The sequence below is a fragment of the Rothia terrae genome (assembly GCF_014705925.2).
Lineage (GTDB): Bacteria > Actinomycetota > Actinomycetes > Actinomycetales > Micrococcaceae > Rothia > Rothia terrae.
Genome location: NZ_CP061539.1, coordinates 1,879,273 through 1,902,681 on the forward strand (window position 1 = coordinate 1,879,273; position 23,409 = coordinate 1,902,681).

Annotated in this window: 18 protein-coding genes and 1 pseudogene; 10 read left to right on the top strand and 9 right to left on the bottom strand. The window is 53.8% G+C overall.

Going from position 1 to position 23,409, the window contains the following annotated elements; genetic code table 11:
* Positions 1-14 precede the first annotated feature (14 nt).
* Positions 15-917, top strand: coding sequence for a hypothetical protein (locus IDM49_RS08610; RefSeq protein ID WP_190724205.1), 903 nt, complete (start codon positions 15-17; stop codon positions 915-917).
* 878 nt (positions 918-1,795) lie between these two features.
* Here the strand turns inward: IDM49_RS08610 and gatB are convergent.
* The 9 genes from gatB to IDM49_RS08655 all read right to left on the bottom strand — a co-directional run bounded on the left by gatB (position 1,796) and on the right by IDM49_RS08655 (position 12,797).
* Entirely contained in the window at positions 1,796-3,301 is a 1,506-nt protein-coding gene (gatB, locus tag IDM49_RS08615) for an Asp-tRNA(Asn)/Glu-tRNA(Gln) amidotransferase subunit GatB (protein WP_190724206.1), read from the bottom strand.
* Positions 3,302-3,306: 5 nt separating this feature from the next.
* Complete coding sequence (gene gatA / locus IDM49_RS08620; RefSeq protein WP_190724207.1) at positions 3,307-4,890, bottom strand: Asp-tRNA(Asn)/Glu-tRNA(Gln) amidotransferase subunit GatA; 1,584 nt, start codon at positions 4,888-4,890, stop codon at positions 3,307-3,309.
* 7 nt (positions 4,891-4,897) lie between these two features.
* Positions 4,898-5,194, bottom strand: a complete 297-nt coding sequence (gene gatC, locus IDM49_RS08625; RefSeq protein WP_168614267.1) for an Asp-tRNA(Asn)/Glu-tRNA(Gln) amidotransferase subunit GatC — start codon at positions 5,192-5,194, stop codon at positions 4,898-4,900.
* Between the two features lie 205 nt (positions 5,195-5,399).
* Positions 5,400-6,128, bottom strand: a complete 729-nt coding sequence (locus IDM49_RS08630; protein ID WP_228008057.1) for a LysM peptidoglycan-binding domain-containing protein — start codon at positions 6,126-6,128, stop codon at positions 5,400-5,402.
* Between the two features lie 613 nt (positions 6,129-6,741).
* Positions 6,742-9,015 carry an NAD-dependent DNA ligase LigA gene (gene ligA, locus IDM49_RS08635; protein WP_190725462.1) on the bottom strand — a complete coding sequence of 758 codons (2,274 nt, stop codon included), beginning with the start codon at positions 9,013-9,015 and terminating at the stop codon, positions 6,742-6,744.
* 33 nt (positions 9,016-9,048) lie between these two features.
* A complete protein-coding gene (locus IDM49_RS08640; protein WP_190724209.1) occupies positions 9,049-10,125 on the bottom strand; it encodes a PP2C family protein-serine/threonine phosphatase in 1,077 nt (358 codons plus the stop codon).
* On the bottom strand, positions 10,122-11,258 hold the full coding sequence (locus IDM49_RS08645; protein WP_190724210.1) for an adenylate/guanylate cyclase domain-containing protein: 1,137 nt from the start codon (positions 11,256-11,258) through the stop codon (positions 10,122-10,124). Before IDM49_RS08645 ends, IDM49_RS08640 begins: the two co-directional genes overlap by 4 nt.
* Before the next feature lie 166 nt (positions 11,259-11,424).
* Entirely contained in the window at positions 11,425-11,886 is a 462-nt protein-coding gene (locus IDM49_RS08650) for a YdbT family protein (RefSeq protein WP_190724211.1), read from the bottom strand.
* Positions 11,887-11,948: 62 nt separating this feature from the next.
* Positions 11,949-12,797: a biotin--[acetyl-CoA-carboxylase] ligase gene (locus IDM49_RS08655; RefSeq protein ID WP_193836651.1), complete on the bottom strand. Its 849-nt coding sequence runs from the start codon at positions 12,795-12,797 to the stop codon at positions 11,949-11,951.
* A gap of 166 nt (positions 12,798-12,963) precedes the next feature.
* Here IDM49_RS08655 and IDM49_RS08660 point away from each other — a divergent pair, with 166 nt between their 5' ends.
* From IDM49_RS08660 to IDM49_RS08700, 9 genes and pseudogenes are all read left to right on the top strand, one after another.
* On the top strand, positions 12,964-13,248 hold the full coding sequence (locus IDM49_RS08660; RefSeq protein WP_168614347.1) for a YciI family protein: 285 nt from the start codon (positions 12,964-12,966) through the stop codon (positions 13,246-13,248).
* A gap of 195 nt (positions 13,249-13,443) precedes the next feature.
* Positions 13,444-15,051 carry an acyl-CoA carboxylase subunit beta gene (locus IDM49_RS08665; protein ID WP_190724213.1) on the top strand — a complete coding sequence of 536 codons (1,608 nt, stop codon included), beginning with the start codon at positions 13,444-13,446 and terminating at the stop codon, positions 15,049-15,051.
* Between the two features lie 10 nt (positions 15,052-15,061).
* Positions 15,062-15,373 (top strand): acyl-CoA carboxylase epsilon subunit, encoded by a 312-nt coding sequence (locus IDM49_RS08670; protein ID WP_190724214.1) that lies wholly within the window; start codon positions 15,062-15,064, stop codon positions 15,371-15,373.
* Positions 15,374-15,459: 86 nt separating this feature from the next.
* Positions 15,460-17,162: pseudogene (locus IDM49_RS08675) on the top strand (DUF885 domain-containing protein).
* Positions 17,163-17,297: 135 nt separating this feature from the next.
* The gene (locus IDM49_RS08680; protein ID WP_190724215.1) at positions 17,298-18,332 is read left to right on the top strand and encodes a Gfo/Idh/MocA family protein; all 1,035 of its coding nucleotides are present in this window, start codon (positions 17,298-17,300) and stop codon (positions 18,330-18,332) included.
* Positions 18,333-18,571: 239 nt separating this feature from the next.
* Positions 18,572-19,108 (top strand): TetR/AcrR family transcriptional regulator, encoded by a 537-nt coding sequence (locus IDM49_RS08685; protein WP_168614257.1) that lies wholly within the window; start codon positions 18,572-18,574, stop codon positions 19,106-19,108.
* Between the two features lie 63 nt (positions 19,109-19,171).
* On the top strand, positions 19,172-19,840 hold the full coding sequence (locus tag IDM49_RS08690) for a Maf family protein (protein ID WP_190724216.1): 669 nt from the start codon (positions 19,172-19,174) through the stop codon (positions 19,838-19,840).
* Positions 19,841-19,953: 113 nt separating this feature from the next.
* A complete protein-coding gene (locus IDM49_RS08695) occupies positions 19,954-21,765 on the top strand; it encodes an acetyl/propionyl/methylcrotonyl-CoA carboxylase subunit alpha (protein ID WP_190724217.1) in 1,812 nt (603 codons plus the stop codon).
* 201 nt (positions 21,766-21,966) lie between these two features.
* Positions 21,967-23,355 carry an MFS transporter gene (locus IDM49_RS08700; RefSeq protein ID WP_190724218.1) on the top strand — a complete coding sequence of 463 codons (1,389 nt, stop codon included), beginning with the start codon at positions 21,967-21,969 and terminating at the stop codon, positions 23,353-23,355.
* The last annotated feature ends 54 nt before the right edge of the window (positions 23,356-23,409 follow it).

A 23,409-nucleotide genomic window follows, 5' to 3' on the forward strand; every position in this document is an offset into this window, starting at 1 on the left:
GAAAGTAGACAGTGGTGCTATCCCCCGATATTTCGCTTTTGCTCAACACCAACGTCCAAGTGTCGTCGATGGTGCTCACCAGCACACAATTGCGCCAGGCAATTGCGCAACCGTCGGCACGAAAAATCTTGTCCCAGTACTACCCGGCAAATACTCGCATTGAAGAGAACGACCTCAGCGTTCGTGCTATCTCGCGAGCTATTGCTGAGAGTCAGCAACGGCTCTACGGTGTGAACGTATCTCCTACCAAGTACAAGGACCGAGTGCGCCGGGCTATCGCGGGGCAAAGCCTTACGCCTGATACCGTGCACTTGTTTGCCGATGCTTTCGAGTTTGATGATGAGACAGTTAATCAGCTTCTCTCTCAGCTCAGCCATGAAAATGCGCTGTCTTCTACCGCGCTGACCTACCTCCACGAGTTCCCACAGGCATCCGTCAACCACGCCTTCTTGGATATTTCTCCTACAGGACGCGGCACCACAGAGCTTTCTATTAACTGCACTATTTCAGCGCTGGAATTAGGAAGTAGCTCGTTCATTCTTTTCGTACCGTTTACTGTGGGCGAGGCTTACAAGGTGCAGGGGTGCACGGCAACTCGTGTGAGTGCTGAAGGGCAGTGGCTCTTTGAACTTGATGAGCCGCTTGCGCCACTTTCGAACGCTTTACTGACTATGTGCTTTGAGGTTGATACGGAACAAGAGGGCGGTAGCCACTTAATGCTGTTGCCCTTTTGGGGTAAATACAACGCTATTGCGATTCGTGTGAACTCCGGATCAGACACCGGTGAAGTAGCTATTGAAACTCAGGGAATGGGCGCTACAGAATCGGTTCAGATTTCTGACGGTGTGTGCAATAGTGGCGTATATTCCAGATACTTTCCCGCGGTTGAAAATGAAACTCTGAAGATATTTTGGTAAACCACCGGTGGAATAAAAAGTAATCTTCTTTTCATTTTTAAAATATATTTTGAACTAAAAGAAACTTAAGAATAACTATAATATTTGTTATAGTAATAACGCTTCTCAGTACGCTTCTCATAAATACCGCTGCGAGTAGACAAAACACCGCTTCATCATGCGCTCCACCGGTACAAGTCAACTCTTCAGGTCCTTACATAATTCCGGATACCCAACAGTAAAAAAGCTGCTCTTAGCCCTCGCTATAAAGGCTGCGACATAAGCGCGACGCGTCCCACTTTAGACTTTTTACATAAGCAGTGATTGCCATACTCTCAATCATTGCTTAGATAAAGCATCGAACACAGGTTCTGATGAGATTAAAAATTCAATACGAGCTTTACGTCGTTATCGAACACAAAACCCCAATTATTATTCGAGGCGACACCGAAGATCCGGCACGCAAGAACCCCATCTGACAGTGCTGCTAGCTATTGATTCCACACTCATTAGTTCGATGCGTTATAAAGTGCCCACCCCTGGCACATCCCCCACACATTATGCATATTGGGTATCGAGTGAAGCCCGAGATGCTAATAACAAAATGGTTAGCTGATTGTTCGTAGCCTAGCTAATCTTATATAGACCGGCGGACCCCAAACGTCGATTTATATATGAACTCCTTGCCGGAGCTGTACTCGCCGGCAAGGAGTTCTTTGTTTAAGAACCGTGTTTTTAAGAGCCCTCTTCACCAGGAATGTTCAGGGGCAGGTGTAGCCGGGTTAGGTCTTTCTTGACAGACCTCGCCCTTCCCATAGCCCGCAAGAAGGCATACAAATGGCGGCCGCCGGGTCTTGTTAATTCCCAGCGGCCGCCACCTCAAGCGTTAGCTACGAAAATTAGCCTTCAACGCCCAGCTTTTCAAGAATCAGCTCACGGACGCGTGCAGCATCTGCCTGGCCGCGAGTTGCCTTCATGACCTGGCCAACGATAGCACCAGCAGCCTGAACCTTGCCCGCGCGAATCTTGTCCGCGACGTCGGGCATCGCGGCAAGGGCCTCGTCAATGGCAGTGTTCAGTGCGCCGTCGTCAGAGACCACGGCAAGGTTACGCTTCTCAACAATTTCAGCGGGTTCCCCTTCGCCGTCAACCACAAAACCGAGAACCTGGCGGGCAATCTTGTCGTTGATCTTCTTCGCTTCAATCAGCTTGTTAAGTTCAACAACGATCTGAGGCGTAGCACCGGTTTCGGTGAGCTCAACTTCGCGGTCCTTTGCGATGCGAGCGATTTCGCCCATCCACCATTTGCGAGCCACTGATGCGGGTGCACCGGCGGCCACGGTTTCTTCGATAGCGTCCATAGCACCGGCATTGACAACGTCGCGGAACTCTTCATCTGAGAAGCCCCAGTCGGTCTTCAAACGCTTGCGACGCTCTGAAGGAGGTTCAGGCAATTCTGAGCGCAGACGTTCAATCCATGCCTCGTCAGTGACTACGGGAACGAGATCAGGCTCAGGGAAGTAACGGTAGTCGTCAGCATCTGACTTAGGACGACCAGCGGTAGTTTCGCGGGTATCCTCGTGCCACATACGGGTTTCCTGAACGATCTTCTGACCCGATTCCAGTACAGCTGCGTGACGCTGAATTTCGTAGCGAACAGCGCGTTCCACCGAACGCAGTGAGTTCACGTTCTTGGTTTCAGTACGGGTACCGAACTCGGTGGTGCCCTTGGGCATGAGCGAAACGTTAGCGTCGCAACGCACGTTACCGCGCTCCATACGAGCGTCCGAGATGCCAAGGTTCTTCACGATTTCGCGAATAGCGGCAACGTAGGCACGAGCCAGCTCAGGTGCGCGCTCCCCTGCCCCCACGATGGGACGGGTAACGATTTCGACCAGCGGAACGCCCGCGCGGTTGTAGTCAACCAGTGAGAACTCAGCGCCCTGAATACGACCCGATGAGCCGCCCATGTGAGTCAGCTTGCCAGCGTCCTCTTCCATGTGCGCACGCTCAATATCGATGGTGAAGACGGTGCCGTCCTCAAGCTCGATATCAATCGAACCGTTAGCAGCGATAGGCTCATCGAACTGTGAGGTCTGGAAGTTCTTGGGAGTATCCGGGTAGAAGTAGTTCTTACGCGCAAAGTGCGAAACCGGAGCGATTTCACAGCCCAAAGCCAAACCGAGCTTGATGGATGATTCAACAGCTTTGCCGTTGACCACGGGAAGCACACCGGGCAGGCCCAAGGACACCGGGGTGATGTTGGTGTTCGGGGTGTTACCAAAGCCGTTGGGAGCAGCGTCGAACATCTTGGTTGCGGTGTTGAGCTCTACGTGCACCTCGAAGCCAAGTACCGGATCGTACTTTTCCATGGCTTCTTCAAATGACAAAATTTCGTCAGACATGTACCTTACGCTCCAAAATCGAAGTCACGGATAAGTTCAAGAGTGTCAGGCATCTGCTCGTGCAGGGGTGCACCCCACTGTAATTCAAGCAGAGCCTCGAGTCCTGCACCAACGCGGTACAGGCGAGCGTCCTCATGTGCCGGCGCAGTGAACTGAATACCAACGGGCAGGCTGTCTTCATCTGCAAGACCAGCAGGCAGTGAGATCGACGGAACGCCAGCCAGGTTGGTGGGCACAGTTGCGATATCACCCTTGTACAGTGCCATGGGGTCGCCCTTTGACTCTGCCCCCAGCTTGAAAGCCGTGGTGGGAGCGGTGGGTGATACCAGAACGTCAGCTACTTCAAATGCTTTTGCGTAGTCACGCTGGATGAGGGTACGGACCTTCTGAGCTGAGCCGTAGTACGCATCGTAGTAGCCTGCACTCAAAGCGTAGGTACCCAGAATGATGCGGCGCTTAGCTTCGTCACCAAAACCAGCAGCGCGGGTAGCACTCATGACGCGCTCGATGGTGATCGGGCCTTCTTCAGGAAGCACACGCAGACCAAAGCGAACACCGTCGTACTTGGCAAGGTTTGAAGAAACCTCAGAAGACATAATCAGGTAGTAGGCGCCGATAGCTTCTTTCACAGACGGCAGTGAAACCTCAACGATTTCAGCGCCAGCATTCTTGAGAAGCTCCAGAGACTCGTTGAAACGGTTGAGCACGCCTTCTTGGAAACCTTCGCCTGAAAGCTCCTTGATAACGCCAACGCGCAGACCCTTGAGACCGCCTTCTGCGGCGCCCTCGCGAGCAGCATCAACGAAGTTGCCTACCGGGCGGTTCTGTGAGGTGGAATCCAAAGGATCGTGACCTGCAACAGCCTCGTGCAACAGTGCGGTGTCCATGACGGTACGCGCACAGGGTCCCACCTGATCAAGCGAAGATGCCATAGCGATGACACCGTAGCGAGAAATTGAGCCGTAGGTAGGCTTCACGCCGACGCTACCGGTCACCGCAGCGGGCTGACGGATTGAGCCACCGGTGTCAGTACCCAACGCCAAAGGCGCCTGGTAACCAGCAACAGCTACAGCAGAGCCGCCGCCGGAGCCACCGGGAATACGATCAAGCGACCAGGGGTTGCGGGTAACGCCGAAAGCTGAGTGCTCGGTGGTTGAACCCATCGCGAATTCATCGAGGTTAGTCTTACCCAGAATCGGCATGCGAGCTTCGCGAACCTTCTGAGTGACGGTACCATCGTAAGGGCTCATCCACCCTTCGAGCATACGTGATGCTGCGGTGGTGGGCTGACCCTTGGTCACAATCAAGTCTTTAATAGCAATCGGAACACCGGCAAGAGCAGGAAGTTCCTTACCCTCTGCGCGATCCTCATCAACACCACGAGCTACTTCCAACGCCTCTTCAGCGTTCAGGTGCAAGAAAGCGTTCAGACCGCTTTTGCCCGCTGCACGGTTTTCAGCGTCAAGAGGCTGACCGTCGGTAGCAATAATGTGATCAATATGAGCCTGAGTAATCTCAACCGAGGTAAGCTCACCGGACTCCATCTTTGCAACTAGCTCAGCTGCGGAGAGTTTAATAATGTCAGTCATTTTATCCCTAGCCTTCATCCAGAATTGCAGGAACCTTGAACTTGCCGTCTTCTGCATCCGGAGCGCCGTCCAACGCTTCTTCAGCAGTCAAGGTGTTGCCAACGACGTCTTCGCGGAAAACATTCTGCAAAGGAAGCGGGTGGCTGGTTGCAGGAATATCGTCTGAGACGGCGTCCGATACCGATTTCACAGACTCAACAATGATCTCAAGCTCTGATGCCAAAGCTGTAAGTTCATCGTCTTTCATTTCAATGCGAGCCAGTTCCGCAAGGTGCGCAACTGTCTCACGTGTAATGGCAGACATAAATTCTCCGTACACTCGTTTGATTTTCTCTACCCAAGTTTAGCCGCCGCCGCTTGATTCTCCCACTCTGGACGTCAGCCACCGGCGCAAAGGTGAGTTTTTCAACTAATCCCCGCGCAGGACGCTTCCTAGCGGGCATATAAAAAGGTTCCCGTGCTCATAGAGCACGGGAACCTCAAAAACTATATAAAGCTACTCTCAAAGATTAGAGAGCGGGCAGGGTCAGAACCTGGCCAACCTCGATTACATCGGGGTTAGGGATGATGTCAGCGTTTGCTGCTGCCAGTGCTTCCCAGCCATTGTAGCCGTGTGCGTAAGCGATTTCTGACAGGGTGTCACCTGCAACTACGGTGTAGGTGTTAGCAACGGGTGCTACTGCTACGGGAGCAACAGGAGCAGCTGCAATAGGTGCCTCAGCAACAGGTGCTTCTTCAACTACGGGAGCTGCAGGAGCTTCAACAACGGGTGCTTCTTCAACTACGGGAGCTGCAGGAGCTTCAACAACGGGTGCTTCTTCAACTACGGGAGCAGCAGGAGCTTCCTGTACAGGAGCAACTGACTCTGCCTGTGCCTGAACGTTAGGTGCACCAGCTGCATCAGCAGCGGTCAAGCCCAGTGATGTTGAGCAAGCGGGCCATGCGCCCCAGCCCTGACCAGCCAATACGTTTTCAGCAACGCGAATCTGCTCAGCCTTTGAAGCAGCGGTAGGTGAACCGGTGCCACCGAATGCTGCCCAAGTTGAAGGGGTGAACTGCAGACCGCCTGAGAAGCCGTTACCGGTGCTGATGCCCCAGTTGCCACCGGACTCGCACTGTGCCAGTGCGTCCCAGGTCTGCTCTGATGCTGCGTTAGCGGGGGTCAGTGATGCTGCAACTGCTGCGCCACCGAATGCCAGTACGAGTGCTGAACGACGAATGTTGGAAGTAGTCTTCACAATGCTCCATAGAAGGCCACCTTGCGCTCGTTCCATCCCTGGACGTCTTCACGCTGTCGTCTACCTTATAAAGTTTAGGTTTCATGTGTTTAGGTTCTGCCCTGTAGACGACATCAGGTGTGCGGCAAAACCCAGCATGCGTTCGAAGTTTTCCTGCTTCGAACTCTCCCTATCAAAAGGGAGCGGATTTCTCGTTGATAACGATACTGTAACGATTTTCGTTTTGCCAACCTCTTTTTGAGACAAAACCGTGAACCTTGTTCCACCTCACAGACTTTAAGGTTGTCTAAATTTCTGGTATTTTCCGCGCGATTACCATCACAGGTGTTTTCCTTAAAGCGCGGGAACACGCGTTACCCCGGGGTGTTTTTGTTATCAAATCGTGACCAAAAGATGTATGAGAAACACCCGATTCCACCCGGCTGTCGATCGCGAAAAAAAATTTTAAATATTTTTCGCAAGCACGTCTCAGGCGGTCAATTTTCCTCGATTTTTAAGGCAGGATGCGGTGTTGCGCATCACTACACACACCGCATCGCCCTTAATTATTCAGCATCTTATCCCCCGCCTATGGGGACAAATTACGTGACATTAACCCACGTAACTTCGCTTTTTATGACGCAGAGCCGGTCGAAAGTAACTGCTCAAACCCGGCTTCATCCAAGATTTTGACACCCAGCTGTTCGGCTTTTCCAAGCTTAGAACCAGCCGAGGCACCGGCTACCACGTAGTCCGTTTTCTTTGAGACTGAACCGGATGCTTTACCGCCTCGAACGATAATCGCTTCTTTGGCAGAATCACGTGTGAAGTTCTCGAGTGTACCGGTCACCACCACCGTCAGCCCCTCCAACGTACGTTCGATGGAGGCGTCTCGCTCATCTTCCATGCGAACCCCGGCAGCTGCCCAGCGCTCTACAATCTCACGGTGCCACGGCACCGTAAACCACTCGGTAATAGAGTCAGCAATAATCTGCCCTACCCCGTCAACGGCTGCCAGTCGCTCTACGCTCGCCTCGCGAATTGCGTCCATAGAACCAAATTCGGTTGCCAAAGCGCGCGCAGCGGTAGGCCCCACGTGCCTGATAGAAAGTGCGACCAGGACGCGCCACAGCGGTTGCTGCTTAGCTTTTTCAAGCTGTTCGAAGAGCTTTTCAGTATTGCGAGAAGGGGCGGACGGCTTTTTAGCCGTACCTCGCGTATAGAAGTAAGGAACACGCTCGGTCTTACCCGTAGCAACTCCCTTCACTTTCTTCTCTCGCTCAATGCGAACGTCCGCCAGGTCCTCAGGCTTGAGATCAAAGAGGAAAGCCTCGCTCGTCAGAGGCGCGGTACCAGGCTCAGCAGGAGCCGTTAAAGCACGCGCTGCTTCTTCGCCCAGCGCCTCGATATCCAGTGCTCCACGCGAACCAATATGATAGATGCGCCCCATGAGCTGAGCTGGACACGATTTAGCGTTCAAGCATCGAATATCGATATCGCCTTCTTTAGCTGGAGCCAGCGGCTCACCGCACGAGGGACATTCCGTGGGCATCACGAATTCTCGCTCAGTGCCATCGCGCAAAGCCACCACAGGTCCAACGATTTCAGGAATCACATCGCCAGCTTTACGAAGCACGACGGTATCACCAATCAGAACACCCTTAGCCTTCACAACGTCCTGATTATGCAAGGTCGCCATCGACACCGTAGAACCAGCGACCTTCGTCGGTTGCATCATACCAAACGGCGTTACTCGGCCGGTGCGTCCAACGCTCACCAAAATATCGAGCAGCTTAGTGTTCACCTCTTCAGGCGGGTACTTGTACGCCGCCGCCCAACGCGGCACGCGAGAAGTATAACCCAGCTGACTCTGCGTCCTAAAATCATCGACTTTGATCACAATGCCGTCAATCTCGTGCACCAGATCGTGCCTGTGCTCACCAAAGTGAGCAATGAACTCAAAAATCTCTTCTGACGTATCGAGCAACTTCGTATACGGGCTCACCGGCAGACCCCAGGCTTCGAGCTGATCGTACACCTCAGACTGTGCCGCGAGGTCTAACCCCGGGTGAATACCAATACCGTGCACAAACATACTCAGAGGCCTAGACGCTGTCACCGCCGCATCCTTCTGACGCAACGAACCAGCGGCAGCGTTACGAGGGTTAGCAAAAGGAGCCTTGCCCTCTTCTACGATGCGTTCATTCAGCGCCTTAAAATCAGCGGATGAAATAAAGATTTCACCGCGCACCTCAAGCTCTTCAGGGTGGTTCTCCCCCGCCAACTGAGTGGGGATAGTTTTAATAGTCAGCACATTGTGGGTAACGTCCTCACCGGTATAGCCGTCACCGCGAGTAGCCGCACGCACCAGCTTTCCATTGCGGTAATAGAGGTTAATCGCCAAACCATCAATCTTGAGCTCGGTCAGCCACCGCGTCTTCTCACCCGCAATACGACGCGCGTTCTCACCGGTTTTCGCCAGCCAAGCTTCGAGCTCCTCAAGAGAGAAGATATCCTCGAGCGAGTACATCCGAGAAATATGTTGCACCGGCGCAAAAGCCGCAGATGCCTCGCCACCTACCTCCTGAGTAGGCGAATCATTAGCCACCAGCTCAGGGTGCAGTGCCTCAAACTCTTCAAGTTCTTTAAACAGGGCGTCATACGCCGCATCCGAAATGGTCGGAGCATCGTTCACGTAGTACTCGGTACGAGCATTACGCACACGATCAGCCAAATCGTCGTAGCGTTCCTTGAGCTCCTCGCTGACGCTCGGTCCCTCAACTTTTTCTCGATCGGTAATGTTCTCGACGGTATCTGCGGGATCAATAGCCACGGTAACCTCTTTTCCTGTTCTTCTCTCACTATTGTGCCCTATGGACGCGGTGAGAATAGAAAAATGGCCGGGCATTGCGGCGTGCCCGGCCATTCACAAAACGTGTTCTTACTGCTCGTGAGACAGCTCGCGCTCCGAAACAATCTGGGGATCATCAGGGGTAGCGGTGTGAGTCACGGTGTACTCGTTGGCGTCTTCTACAATCTGGTGAGACTCGGTGGCTGTTAGAGCCTTCAGTTCAGCAGCACGTCGGTTAGCTTCTTCTTCGGTAATCGCATCGGCAACCACCACAGAGATGTTGTCGCGTCCACCGGCTCGCAAAGCAGCGGTCTGCAGAACATCTGCGGCGTCTTGCGGGTGCTCAACGGTGGCCAGCACGCGCGCCATGTAGTTGTGTGAGAGTTCCCCCGAAAGACCGTCGGAGCACATCATGAGTCGGTCGCCAGGCTTAGCCGGAATAACCCAGAAGTCGGGTTCCCAGTAATTGCCGGTTCCCAAAGCGCGAGTAATCACGTTACGACGCGGGTGGGTCAGGGCTTCGAGCGCGGTAATCTGGCCGGTGTCAACCAGGTACTGAACCTCGGAATGATCAACAGTAATCTGCTCTAGACCTACGCCCTCGAGTTCGCCGGAGAGCGAGAGAGAGTCCGCTGTCTTTTCGAGGTCTTCACCGCGCACCAGGCGATAAGTGCGAGAGTCGCCCACGTTGAAGATAAACCACATATTCTGGTCACCGATGTAGGTGAGCCATGCGCCGGTCAAGGTGGTGCCTGCACGCTGGTTCAAGGTGGTCTTAATGGATTCGTCTGCCTCGCCAATAATCACGCGCAAACGCTCAAGTGTGTTCATGATCTGCTCGTTGAGCGCAGTGGTGTTCTTGCGTTTGCGTGAACGATACGAGGACGCGGTCTCACTCTTTTGAGCCTCACGCTCAGCCACCATATCGGCAAGTGCCTGCTCGTTCTCTTCTTCGGTCATACCACCGGGCTGCGTAAACAGGTGCGAATACGACAGGGTACGCACAGCAAGACGCGAAGCAACTTCGCCAGCCTCGTGCCCGCCCATACCGTCAGCAACCACAGCAAGGGTGCCCGCCACGGTCAAAGCGTCTTCATTATTATCGCGAAAGGCACCCTTATCCGTTGCAGTACCCGTAAAAATCGTCAGGTGTGAATGGGTGCTCATTCGAAATCTATCTCCAGTTCATTACCAATACCCGGGGTAATTGCCACGGGTGATACGTTGCCAAACCCGCGTACGTTGCGTACGCCTTGAGGAATCAGCACAAATTTTTCGTCGTTTTCAATGGTTTCAGCGGTGGTGTCGTCAGTGAGAACCACGCCCGGTTCAGCTAAGGCTACCAAACGCGAGGCAAGGTTGACGGTCGGACCGTACACATCACCCAGACGAGGTAGCACGCGTCCCCAGACAAAAGCCACACGAGCTTCAGGAAGGTCGGGGTTCTCACGAATCATCTTTGATAGCGCTAGAGAAATACGTGCGCCTGCCTCGGGTGATTCCGTCAAGAACATGATTTCATCGCCCACGGTCTTGATGATGCGTCCGCCGCCCACTGCAACAACCTCGGCGCACTTTTGCTCAAAGGACTTAATCAACGAAGCCAACGTTTTCTCGTTCATCTGGCGAGAGAGCGAGGTGTATGAGACCAGATCAGCAAAACCGATACCGCGAGCTAGGGGCAGAGCATTCTGATCTGTGACACTGTTTTCTTTCTCGGCTCGCAACGCTAAACGAAGCACCGCAGCGTTGAGCTGACGCCTGTAACCGTAGACCGCAATTTCCTCAAGCTCATCAATGAACTCGGGCAAAATAGTAAGTAGTTCTTCTCGCGCTTCGGCATCGGTCTTGCCACCGTTGACCACCATGTCTTCAACAAGCGCTTCGACCTGCCACGCGACCATGCGGTCCATCATCTGCCCCACCGAACGGGTGATGGAGATGGCGCCGTCTTCTGTCACCACGCCTTCTCGCACCAAACCCGTAATGCGACGCAGGGCATCGGCATCTAGTTCGGTGAAGTACTTATCGTCATCACTGACGTTGGGAAAACCCAGTGCTCGCCAAATTTTGCGAGCCGATAGCAACGAAACTCCCGCAGATTCAGCGGTCTCACGGCGGCGCAGAGTGCGATTTTGTCCGAGGAGAACGCGTTCTAACTCGCGGATGCCTGCTTTAGCGGCATCGCTACGGTACACATTATTTTGCACTCGGTTAGAAAGAAAGTTCAGCGCAGTGGTGGCCGGACCAGTGACGGGAAGGTTTACGGTACCTTCTTCTGCCTTTTCGTCCACTGTCATAACCTTTCATATGTCTTGTCTCGATGTATCGCTCAATAACGCTACGCCAATTTTAGCCGATGTGAGCCACAATACTTCACATAGAGTCTTAGTGCTGATAAGAGACGGACCGTGTTTGTTATTTGTCTTTTGACCTTAACAATGACCGACAGCCGTCTTATAAACTTTACGCTCTACTTAAAAACTTCTGCTGAGCAGACTGCGTCAAACGAGAAAATTTCTGGGGCACAGGAACACATTCCACACGATGAGTGGTACATAACGCGTCAACCACAATATCACCGGCGCCTTTGAGTCGGTGCATCTGAACATTCATACCGCGGATGCGATCAAGGGGCAACGATGCCTGCATCTGGCCCGCATCCATCAGAATCAGACGGTAATTGGTCAAGAAATACTGGCGGCGCAACCAGTGCACCCAGCGTTCAGCTGCCTTGTATAAAGCAACCGCCGCCGCAATAAAAACCACTGTGGCTAACACCAGCGAGGCCGGTTTAACAGTGCTAGCAAAACTAGCCAAAACAATAGCAAGCAAAACATAGAGCCCTGCCCCGGCAAGGGCTTTCGGATGCATTCGAGTAGCGGTTAGCACCTTTTCGTGTTCTACCAGCTCTGTTTTTAATTTCATAGCCTTATCACTGTAGTCAATATTGCTGGGTAATTGCTCAAAACCAGGACGCTAGGGCAACGCTATGCGCCGTATGATTCAGGGCGCATATGGACGATATCCCCGGCAGCAAAGCTCCACATCTTACCCCGAGCATCACGCACCTGCAGTTCCCCTTCACCATCGATATCGATTGCCCGCCCCTCAAGCACTGTGTTATCGGGTAAATGCACCTTAACGTCTTGACCTACGGTCGATAAGCGAGAACGCACTTTGTCCAAAAGGCATACTCCCGATGAGTCCGGTCTTTCAGCATCCCCGTACACACTCGCAAAAGCGCGGTAGTGACGTTCAAAATGCTCCGCCAGACTCCTCAGAACCGCGTCCAAATCGAGCTCTTTACCTAGAAGAACATAGGTAGAAGTGGCTGTCTCAACCGGCAATTCAGACTCGCTCATATTCACGTTCATGCCAATTCCCACAACCACCGATGCTCCCCCGCCGGGTTCAACGACCAGCTGGGCTAAAACACCGCAAATTTTCTTATGCCCCACCAGAACATCATTGGGCCATTTAATAGAGGCATCGAGAGAGAATCCGCGCAAAGTATCCACCGCTGCCACCGCAACCAGCATCGTAATCCACCGCAAAGACTCTAACGGAAGCACCTGCCCAGAACCCGCGTGCGGACGCACCACAAAAGAGGTACACAAAGCACTATTACGCGGAGCTTGCCACTGACGATCCAAGCGTCCTCTCCCCTGACGCTGATCAGCTGTTGCAAGTACAGAAAGCTCGCCCCATGCATCCGCGGAAGATGAGCTCAGCTCAGCCACAGCATCAGCATTTGTAGAACCCGTATGATCCACAATGATCACCCGAGAGAACCCTGCCCCCATGTCAAGAGAAGACGACAAGCCATTTCGCTGCATAAACTCCACCTCGCCAAACCGTCTGTATATTTACAGCAAGACTAGCACCGTGCACCTCGCGCCAGCTGCACGGATTACTCAGATGAACACCCCTGCATGCGGTACATTGAATACCAAAAGCACGTACGTGCCACAAACACTTCAGACTCACCAGGAGAAACAACTCATGAGCGTTTTCGCCGTCACCTATGTTTATGCAGATGCAGACACCCAGGCACTCTACCGCCCTGAACACCGCAAATACCTTGCAAGCAAGCTCGAAGAAAATAGCCTCATCGCGTCGGGCCCCTTCACCTCAGGAGAGACCCCCGGTGCACTGTTGATTTTCTCCGCAGAATCAGAAAACGAAATTGAAGAAATCATTGCCAAAGACCCCATGAATATCGGCGGCGCAGTGCTGAGCTACACCATTCGCGAATGGAACCCTGTTCTCGGCTCAATCGGAGCCTAGTCTCCACATAAAACACACCGGCGGTTATAAATAACGGCCGGTTTTATAATGTATAACGCCTATTCACACCGGTAAATTGCTCAAATGTGCACCGTATTTAGGGTGCTGAGCAATAAACTTATGTGACGCTACGCAAAAACTGCTTGGGACATTTGATGCACACCGGGCACCACAAAACTTGCTAGGAAGTACAACATGTCTGAAGAAACCACGCCTTCACCAGAATTCGACCTCACCACCACCGCCGGTAAAATCGCTGAATTTTACGCGCGTCGTGAGCAGTCACTCTTACCTGTCGGCGAAGCGCCCGTGGAACGCCAGCACGCTCGCGGCAAGAACACCGCCCGCGAGCGCATCGAGATGCTCTTAGACGAGGGTTCTTTCGTAGAGTTTGATGCTCTGACGCGTCACCGTACCACGGCATTCGGTATGGACAAAAAGCGTCCACTGGGTGACGGCTTGGTTTCTGGCTACGGCACCATTGATGGACGCCTAGTTGCTATTTACTCGCAGGATTTCACGGTCTACGGTGGCTCGCTGTCTCAGGTGAATGGTGAAAAGATTGTCAAGGTTCAAAAGTTCGCCTTGCGCAACGGTTGCCCTGTCATCGGCATTAACGACGGTGGCGGCGCTCGTATTCAGGAGGGCGTGGCGTCCTTGGCAATGTTCGCGGATATCTTCCGTATGAATGTGCGCGCATCGGGTGTTGTACCTCAGATTTCAGTGATTATGGGCCCCTGTGCCGGTGGCGCCGCGTATTCTCCCGCCTTGACTGACTACGTGATCATGGTTGATAAGACCTCTCATATGTTTATTACCGGCCCGGACGTCATCAAGACCGTGACCGGCGAAGAAGTAGATATGGAAACCCTGGGGGGTGCGCGTTCGCACAACTCCGTCACCGGTACTTCTGCTTACCTTGCTGAAGATGAAGAGGACGCGTTCGATTTCGTGCGCGAAATTGTAGAGTTCTTGCCTTCTAATAACCTGACAGAGAACCTGCCGCTGGAGCACAATCAAGAGCCCACCATCAACGATGATGATCTTGATTTAGATACTCTGATTCCTGACTCAGCGAATCAGCCTTACGATATGCGCGCCGTGATCGAAACAATCGTCGATGATGGGCATTTCTTAGAATTGCAGGAACTCTACGCGCCGAACGTGATGATTGGTTATGCGCGCGTGGAAGGCCGCGCCGTCGGTATTGTTGCCAACCAGCCCATGCAGCTGGCGGGCACCCTCGACATCAATGCCTCAGAAAAAGCGGCTCGTTTTGTGCGTAACTGCGATGCTTTCAATATTCCGATTCTGACTCTCGTTGATGTTCCCGGCTTCTTACCCGGCACTGACCAGGAGTTCAACGGCATTATTCGACGCGGCGCTAAGTTACTGTACGCGTATGCTGAAGCGACTGTTCCGCTGATTACCATCATTACCCGCAAGGCCTACGGCGGCGCTTACATTGTGATGGGATCGAAGAAGCTGGGGGCCGATATTAACCTTGCATGGCCCACCGCTCAGATTGGTGTGATGGGCGCCCAGGGTGCTGTCAATATTCTTTACCGACGCGAGCTCGCGGCAGCGGCTGAGGCAGGCGAAGATGTAGAGGCAAAGCGCGCTGAGCTCATTCAAAAGTACGAAGAAGAATTGCTGAACCCTTACCAGGCAGCAGAGCTGGGTTACATTGACGAGGTCATCGCTCCTAACGAAACCCGCGTCCGCATTATTAGCGCCCTGCACGCTCTGCGCGATAAGCGCGCTGCAACACCCGCGAAAAAGCACGGCAACATTCCGCTGTAAGGATTAGATGATGGCTACTTCTAAACGTAGAGGGTTCAGTTTCGGCTCTCGTAGCTCGGCGCCTGAGCCTACACCCGAACCTGCTGTTAGCGAAGCGTCGCAACCTGCGGAGCAAGCGCCTTATCTTAAGGTTCCCAAAGGTAATCCCACCGATGAGGAGCTGGCTGCGCTTGTGGTAGCCGTAGCGCTCACCGAAGCTAATGCCGAGAAGACCGACGCCGGTGCTTTCTCTGCTATGCAACGCACTTTGTTGCGCCGTCAGCGCCTCGGGGCAGGCCTGCGCCCCGGTGCCGGTTCGTGGAGGCGCGCGCGTCCGCAGTAATAGCCTGGCCTGTCTTTTTCGTAAATTATTGCCCGCTAGAAGCGAAAATAATGCAGGGTGTGTGCTTTAGGTCATAAGCTATGCCTATGACAACAAATTCACACATTCCTGAGGTCTACCGTGCCGAGCGCGCGCAGACCCAAATCGACACCATCGCCAATAACCACTACGAGCGAATGCTTGAACTCTCCCCTGAAACTGCAACGATTGCAGGTCGTAAGGGCCGCGAAACCGAGTACGATGACTATTCACCGGCGGGTATCTCTCTCACTATTCAGGCTATTAAAGACACCCTGGATGCTTTAGAGAACGCGACCGTTCAGGACGAGGTTGATGAGGTCACCCTCGATGCGATGCGCGAGCGCCTGGGACTTTCGCTCGAGTTGCACGAGGCCGGGCTGGATGCCTGGGAGATTAATAACCTCGCAAGCCCCGTGCAGGGAATTCGCTCTATCTTTGATTTGATGGGCCGAGAAACCGCTGAAGACTGGAAGAACCTTTCCGGACGCATGGGTAATGTGCCCGATGCAATCAACGGCTACATTGAAACCCTGGAGGCTTACCGCGCCAAGGGCAGCGTTGCCGCTAAGCGCCAGGTAGAAACAGCCATCGAACAGACCAGCGCTTACATTGCTGACGATGGTTTCTTTGCCCAGCTCACCGAAGAGATCATCAAAAACGCTCCTGAGCTCGAAGAAGAAGCACGCATCAACGGCAAACGCGCCATCATTGGGTACTCCGAACTCAATACTTATCTCTCAGAAGCTTTGCTTCCGCAAGCTCTTGCCGAGGACGCCGTGGGTAGAGAACGCTACTCACTGTATTCTCGCCAGTTCCTGGGATCAGCTGTTGACCTTGATGAGACATACGCGTGGGGTGTTGAAGAGCTCGACCGCATTATTGCCGAGCAGAAGAAGGTAGCCCAAGAGATTAAGCCCGGGGCAACCATCGAAGAAGCTAAAGAGATTCTTGATAACGACCCCGAACGCACTCTGCACGGCACCGATGCCCTGCGCGAGTGGATGCAGTCGCTCTCCGATGCGGCGCTGAACTTCCTCGCGGATGACTACTTTGAAATCGGTGGTCCCATGCGCGAGCTCGAATGCATGATTGCGCCAACCCAAGAAGGCGGAATCTACTACACTCCCCCGGCAGCTGACTGGTCGCGTCCTGGCCGTATGTGGTGGTCGGTCCCCCGGGAGAGGAAACTTTCGGTACCTGGCGTGAAACATCCACTGTTTATCACGAAGGAACTCCCGGTCATCACCTGCAAGAAGCAGTAGCTACCGCTATGGCTGACACCATGAACCAGTGGCGCGCTAATGGCGTGTGGGTGTCCGGCCACGGCGAAGGCTGGGCACTGTACGCTGAGCGACTGATGGAAGAGCTGGGTTATCTTAGCGATCCCGGTGACCGCATGGGTATGCTCGATGCCCAGCGTCTGCGCGCCGCTCGCGTAGTCTTTGATATCGGTGTTCACTGCGGTCTTGAGATTCCTGAACGATGGGCGAAAGAACTCGGGGTTGAGGGTGGCACCTGGACCGCTGAAACCGGTAAGAAGTTCTTGGACATCAACCTTGATCTCACCGACGGTCAGCGCGACTTTGAGTATGTGCGCTACCTGGGCTGGCCCGGTCAGGCGCCCAGCTACAAGGTCGGCCAGCGCATCTGGGAACAGCTCCGTGAAGATGCGCGAGCCGCCGGAGTCTCCGATAAGGACTTCCACACCCGCGCGCTCATGTTGGGCTCTGTCGGTCTCGACACGCTCAAGCGCGCACTGAGCGCATAAAGCGACGATTCAGCTATCAGGGGTCGGGTAGACATAATTTTCTTCGGTCAATGACGAGAAAATCTTCTCCCGGCCCCTTTGCCGTTTTAGAAGTACATTAGAGCAAAGAACATCTACCAAAGAAGGAGAACCAGAGTGTTGCGATTAGGTGTTATTGGCACCGGAATGATTAGCGAGCAGTTTATCCGCGCCTCGCACGGAGTATTTAAGGTCATTGCGGTCGCAAGCCGGCGCGAAGAATCTGCCCGTCAGCTACTCAATAACACCGGTATGACAGACGCTCGCTGGGTGGCGTCCATGGAAGAACTCGTCACCGAGCCACTGGATCTTATCTACATTGCTTCACCGAACTCTTTGCACGCTCAACACGCCTTGACCGCTATCAAAGCAGGAATCAACGTCATTGTTGAAAAACCAGCGTTCTGGAACCCCGCCCAGTGGGAGGACGTTTTCTCTGCCGCAGATGAGCACGGTGTGCTGGTTTTTGAAGCTGCCCGTAACGTGTATGAACCAGGTTTTGCCGCAGTTGCCCAAGCAGTCCAGGAGCGCGAGGTGACCTCCGCGTCCTTCACTTTTGCTCAGTATTCCTCGCGGTGGGACGCAGTACTCACCGGCGATGTACCCAACATTTTCTCCCTCGACTTTGGCGGCGGCGCACTGGTCGATCTAGGCGTATACACCGTCTATGCTGCGGTTGCCTGGTTTGGTGAACCCACAGGCGTCACCTATATGCCTTCCCTTGCTCCGACGGGCGTCGATGCACACGGTACGCTCGTGCTTTCTTACCCCGGATTCGACGTCAGCATTAGAATCGCCAAAGACTTCGCGTCCTCCCTGCCGAGCGAAATTTATTGTGGACGCGAGCGCCTGATCTTCGACGGCGTGCAGGATATTCGTGCAGTACATTCCGTTCAGGGGGAAGAAACCTCGCGGGTATTTGAAGTAGGTACAACTGATCCGCAGCCCCTACATCAGCTGATGCGCTATGAGGTAGAAGCCATTTCTTCGCTTATCTCATCGCACCTTGCCGGCGGTCTGAGCAACGGCCAGCGTGCATCCTACCTTCGTCTGACTGAACTATCACGCGTGGTCAATAAAGTCTGCACGAAAGCACGTCATGACGCGGGTATTTTCTTTACAGGAGAGAGTGAGACAGCGGAGATTTTATAACTTTCTTTACTTAACTTGAGCCCAACTACAAGCAAACTTATGCAATGACTGGCGTTTATGCAGGTGGAAGCATTGCACACCCACCTAAATATGTCATAATAATCCTCTGCTTCTCTTGACAAATTGAGATTTTTCTTAACCAAAGGGGGAAGTTAGAGTCCATCCCCCACGTTACTGGTAGTTGTACTAGAAACACCCCACTATTTTTCACAGCTATCCGTTCACCACAAGGAGCGCACATGCGTCCGAGCAAGAAGACAGATATATTAGAGGCTGCACTGCGCGTCATCGAGAAAGAAGGCATCACCGCGGTGTCTTTCAACTCTGTAGCAGCAGAAGCTGGCATGACCAAAGCGGGAGTGCTATACCACTTCCCTTCCCGAGAAGCCATGCTCATGGCTCTGCACCGCTACGACACCCTGCAGTGGAAAGAACGCCTTGAAAAGACAGCAGGTGGCAAAGCTGAAGAACTTTCACTTGCCAAGCGCCTGGAATCTTACATTCGCGTCAACTCAGATAGTGCCACCTACACCGACCTTGTTCTCTTATTAGAGACGATTACCGATGAGCAGGCCGCCAATATCTGGGTGGAGGTACTCGACGACTGGACTCCGCCGCAGCCCCCAGCTGAGCTCAACGAAACCGAACTCAACCAGATTATTGCTCAGTTAGCAGCTGATGGTTTGTGGCAGTACGAAGCCACCACCCGCTACACCCTGAGCGAACGCGCTAAAGAACAGATCATCGAACGCCTGACTCGCATGGCGGCGAGCTAACTTCTAACCCGCAGTCCTCCTTGACGATAGGAGGGCTGCGGTTTTCGTTTTAGACTGAAAACTATGAGTATCGAAAACACTTCTAATTCACCGCGCCTGATTTTGGCATCTAGTTCACCGGCCCGCCGCAAACTGCTCACCGATGCAGGTATCGAGTTCACGGTGCTTGTTTCTGACGTTGATGAGGACGCGGTATTGGCGCAAGCGCAACAAGAAGCATACGACAAGGGGCTGGGTGAGATCAGCCCCGCACAGACCGCTCAGTTGCTGGCAAAAGCTAAAGCGCAGAACGTGGCTCAGATGGATCAAGCACAGGGTGCTTTAGTGCTGGGGTGTGATTCTGTTTTTGAGTTTGAGGGCCAGGCCTTTGGAAAACCGCACACCGCTGAAAACGCTCTGACTCGCATCAGCGCGATGAGCGGACATGCGGGCGTCCTGCACACCGGGCATTGGCTGGTAGATACCCGCCACGCACCTGCAGGAGAATCCTCTGAACTTCGTAGCGCAACCGTGCATTTTAGCGAGATGAGCGAAGACGAAATTTCAGCGTATGTAGCCACCGGTGAGCCGCTGTGGGTAGCGGGTTCATTTACTATTGACGGTTTTGGTGCAGCCTTCATTGACAAAATCGAGGGCGAATTTCACACCGTAGTGGGGCTTTCCATTAACGCGCTGAAGTCTCTTTTGAAAGTCCACGGCGTTTCGATGCCTGAGATTTGGAAAAAATCATAAATAATTTCAAAATAGACACAGGCGGTTTGATAAACTGCTTGCTTGCGAGCCCACACTCTTTATTTTTATCCTGCGCCACGTCTTCTTCGCGCGCATTAGCTAGGAGCATTTAGTTGACACACACTGTTCTAAATCAGTTCACCGCGGTTGAAGGCAAACATACCGGCCCTGTTTCAAAGGTACTCATCGCCAACCGCGGTGAGATTGCTGTTCGTGTGATCCGCGCAGCGCAGGATGAAGGCATCAAAACTGTTGCTGTCTATGCTGATTCTGACCGCGACGCCCTGCACGTCAAGCTCGCTGATGAAGCATTTGCGCTAGGTGGCACCACTGCCGCGCAATCATACCTAGTGGTTGAAAAGCTCCTTGAAGTTGCCGAACGTTCCGGTGCCGATTCTGTGCATCCTGGCTACGGTTTTCTCTCTGAGAACGCTGATTTCGCGCAGCGTGTGATTGATGCGGGTCTGACCTGGATTGGCCCTTCACCTGACTCCATTAGCCGTTTAGGCGATAAGGTAGTAGCTCGCCACATTGCGCAAAAGGTGGGCGCTCCCCTGGTCCCCGGTACTAAGGACCCCGTGGAATCAGCGCAGGAAGTCATCGATTTCGCCGATGCGCACGGCCTGCCCGTTGCTATCAAGGCTGCTTTTGGCGGTGGCGGACGCGGCATCAAGGTTGCGCGCAAACGTGAAGATATCACCGAGATGTACGAGTCAGCTGTTCGCGAGGCAGTTGCCGCCTTTGGCCGCGGTGAATGCTTCATCGAACGCTTCCTGGATTCACCGCGCCACGTAGAAACGCAGTGTCTTGCGGATGCTCACGGCAACGTCGTGGTGGTCTCCACCCGTGACTGCTCGCTACAGCGTCGCAATCAGAAACTAGTGGAGGAAGCCCCTGCGCCGTTCCTAACCGATGAGCAGAACGAACGCCTGTACGAATCTTCTAAGGCAATCTTGCGCGAAGCTGGCTACCAGGGTGCAGGCACCTGTGAGTTTTTGGTAGGCACCGACGGCACGATCTCATTCTTGGAAGTCAACACTCGCCTTCAGGTAGAGCACCCCGTCTCAGAAGAAATTTCAGGTATTGACCTGGTGCGTGAACAGTTCCGCGTAGCCCGCGGTGAAGAGCTAGGCTACGACGATCCTGCGCTTCGCGGTCACTCCTTTGAATTCCGCATCAACGGTGAGGACCCCGGCCGCACCTTTATGCCCACTCCAGGCACCATCGAAAAGCTCGTCATACCCACCGGCGGTGGCGTGCGCTGGGATTCCGGCGTTGAATCGGGAGACGTCATCGGCGGTAACTTTGACTCCATGCTCGCAAAACTCATCGTCACCGGTTCCAGCCGCGAACAGGCAATCGAGCGCTCGCGTCGTGCTCTGAAAGAGCTGGTCATCGACGGCATGCCCACCGTGGTTCCTTTCCACCGCGCTGTGCTCGATGATCCCGCTTTCAACGCTGAAACCGCCGAAAATTTTGCGGTTCACACCCGATGGATTGAAACCGAATTCAACAACACTATTCCCGCTTACGACGGAGCCCCCGGTAGCGCAGAAGACCAAGAAGACACCCGTCAGCGCGTCGTCGTTGAAGTAGGCGGCAAGCGTCTAGAAGTTGTCATGCCCGCACTCGGTGGCGCTGGCGTTGCATCGACCAAGCCGGCAGCATCCAAGCAGCGCAAGCAGCGTTCCTCGAAGTCAACCAAGGCATCGGGCAACGACCTCACCTCCCCCATGCAGGGCACCATTGTGAAGGTCGCTGTCAAGGACGGAGCGAAGGTAGCTGAAGGCGACCTCATCGTCGTTCTTGAAGCGATGAAGATGGAACAGCCCATTACCGCACACAAGGCAGGTAAAGTGGCAGGCCTCAAGGCAAAACCCGGCGAAACAGTGACCGCCGGTGCTGTCATCGCCACCATCAAATAAGTAGCACTGCAAAACGCGTAGCAACGTAGCCGCACAAGCCATCGATTTGGCTTGTGCGGCTTTATTTTTTGATGCAGATTGCCTGAAGCTGTCACGCAACTTCACACCTTTTCAAAATATAAGACGGAACTTCATATATTGGTCACCGTCTTTTAGGGTAAAACCACAGCACCTACGAAAGACACACACGAAGGTTCAACTATGAGCTCAGTAGCCGCGTCAGAGGCGCCCACCACAACCCCACCCGTACCGCGCTCACGCGTCATCCTCGCATCCCTCATGGGTACCACCATCGAGTTCTACGACTTCTACATCTACGCCACCGCGGCAGTAGCAGTCTTTCCTGCCCTCTTCTTCACCGGCGGTAACGACACCGCCAAACTCCTGGCTTCGATGGCAACCTTTGGTGCAGCATTTATTGCCCGCCCCATTGGATCTATCGTCTTTGGCCACTTCGGTGACCGCATTGGACGCAAGGCAACCCTCGTTGGCGCACTACTAACAATGGGCTTGGCGACCTTCCTCATCGGCCTTCTGCCCACCTACCACCAAGTCGGCATCTGGGCACCGGCAATGCTCACCATTTTGCGCTTTACCCAAGGTTTGGGCCTAGGCGGCGAATGGTCTGGCGCAGCGCTACTGGCTACCGAATACGCCCAAGAAGGCAAGCGTGCTCGCGCCGCCATGTGGCCTCAACTCGGTGCACCGTTCGGGTTCATCCTCGCTAACGGATTCATGCTTCTACTCACCACTTTCATGGGCTTCAACTCCGCAAAGAACGCGGGAGAGCTCAACCATTCCTTCTTGGTCTGGGGTTGGCGTGTACCCTTCCTGTTCTCCATCCTCATGGTTCTGGTCGGTCTGTACGTCCGCTTTAAGCTCGAGGAAACTCCCGTCTTCAAGCAGGCAGCTGAACGCAACGAAAAAGTAAAGACTCCCCTGGCAGAAGCATTCAAGGTTGCGTGGTGGCCCATGATTCAAGGCACCTTCATCATGCTGGCAACCTACGTGCTGTTCTACCTCATGACCGCCTGGATCCTTTCGTTCGGCATCGGCAAGGTCGAATCAGGTGGCCTGGCGATTCCCTACCGCACCTTCCTCGTCATCCAGCTGATTACCATCCTCCTTTTCGCAGCGATGGTGCCCGTCTCTGGCTGGTTAGCTGACAAGTTTGGACGCCGCTCCTCCCAGCTGGTCATTACCGCAGGCATCCTGGTCTTTGGCCTCTCATTCGGTATCTTGATGAATCCCGCAAATGTGGGTACTGGCGCGGATGCGAATATCCTGCGCATCATCGTCTTTATGGCGATCGGTATGGCGCTGATGGGCCTGACCTTCGGCTCAATGTCAGCGTACTTACCGGAGCTGTTCCCCACCAACGTGCGCTACACAGCATCGGGTATTTCGTACAACGTCGCATCCATTTTGGGTGCGGCACTCACCCCGTACGCAGCTGTCTGGCTCAATAGCCACGGCGGCGTGGGCGCGGTTGGTTTTTACCTTGCAGGCGCAGCAGTTCTCACCATCATTTTTATGGCTATCACTCACGAAACCCGTGACGTTGATTTGAATACGATGGAACGCAAGTAGCTATCCTCCTCGCCTTGCCGGGCAAAAATTACTCCCAAAGTGCGTTTGTACTGA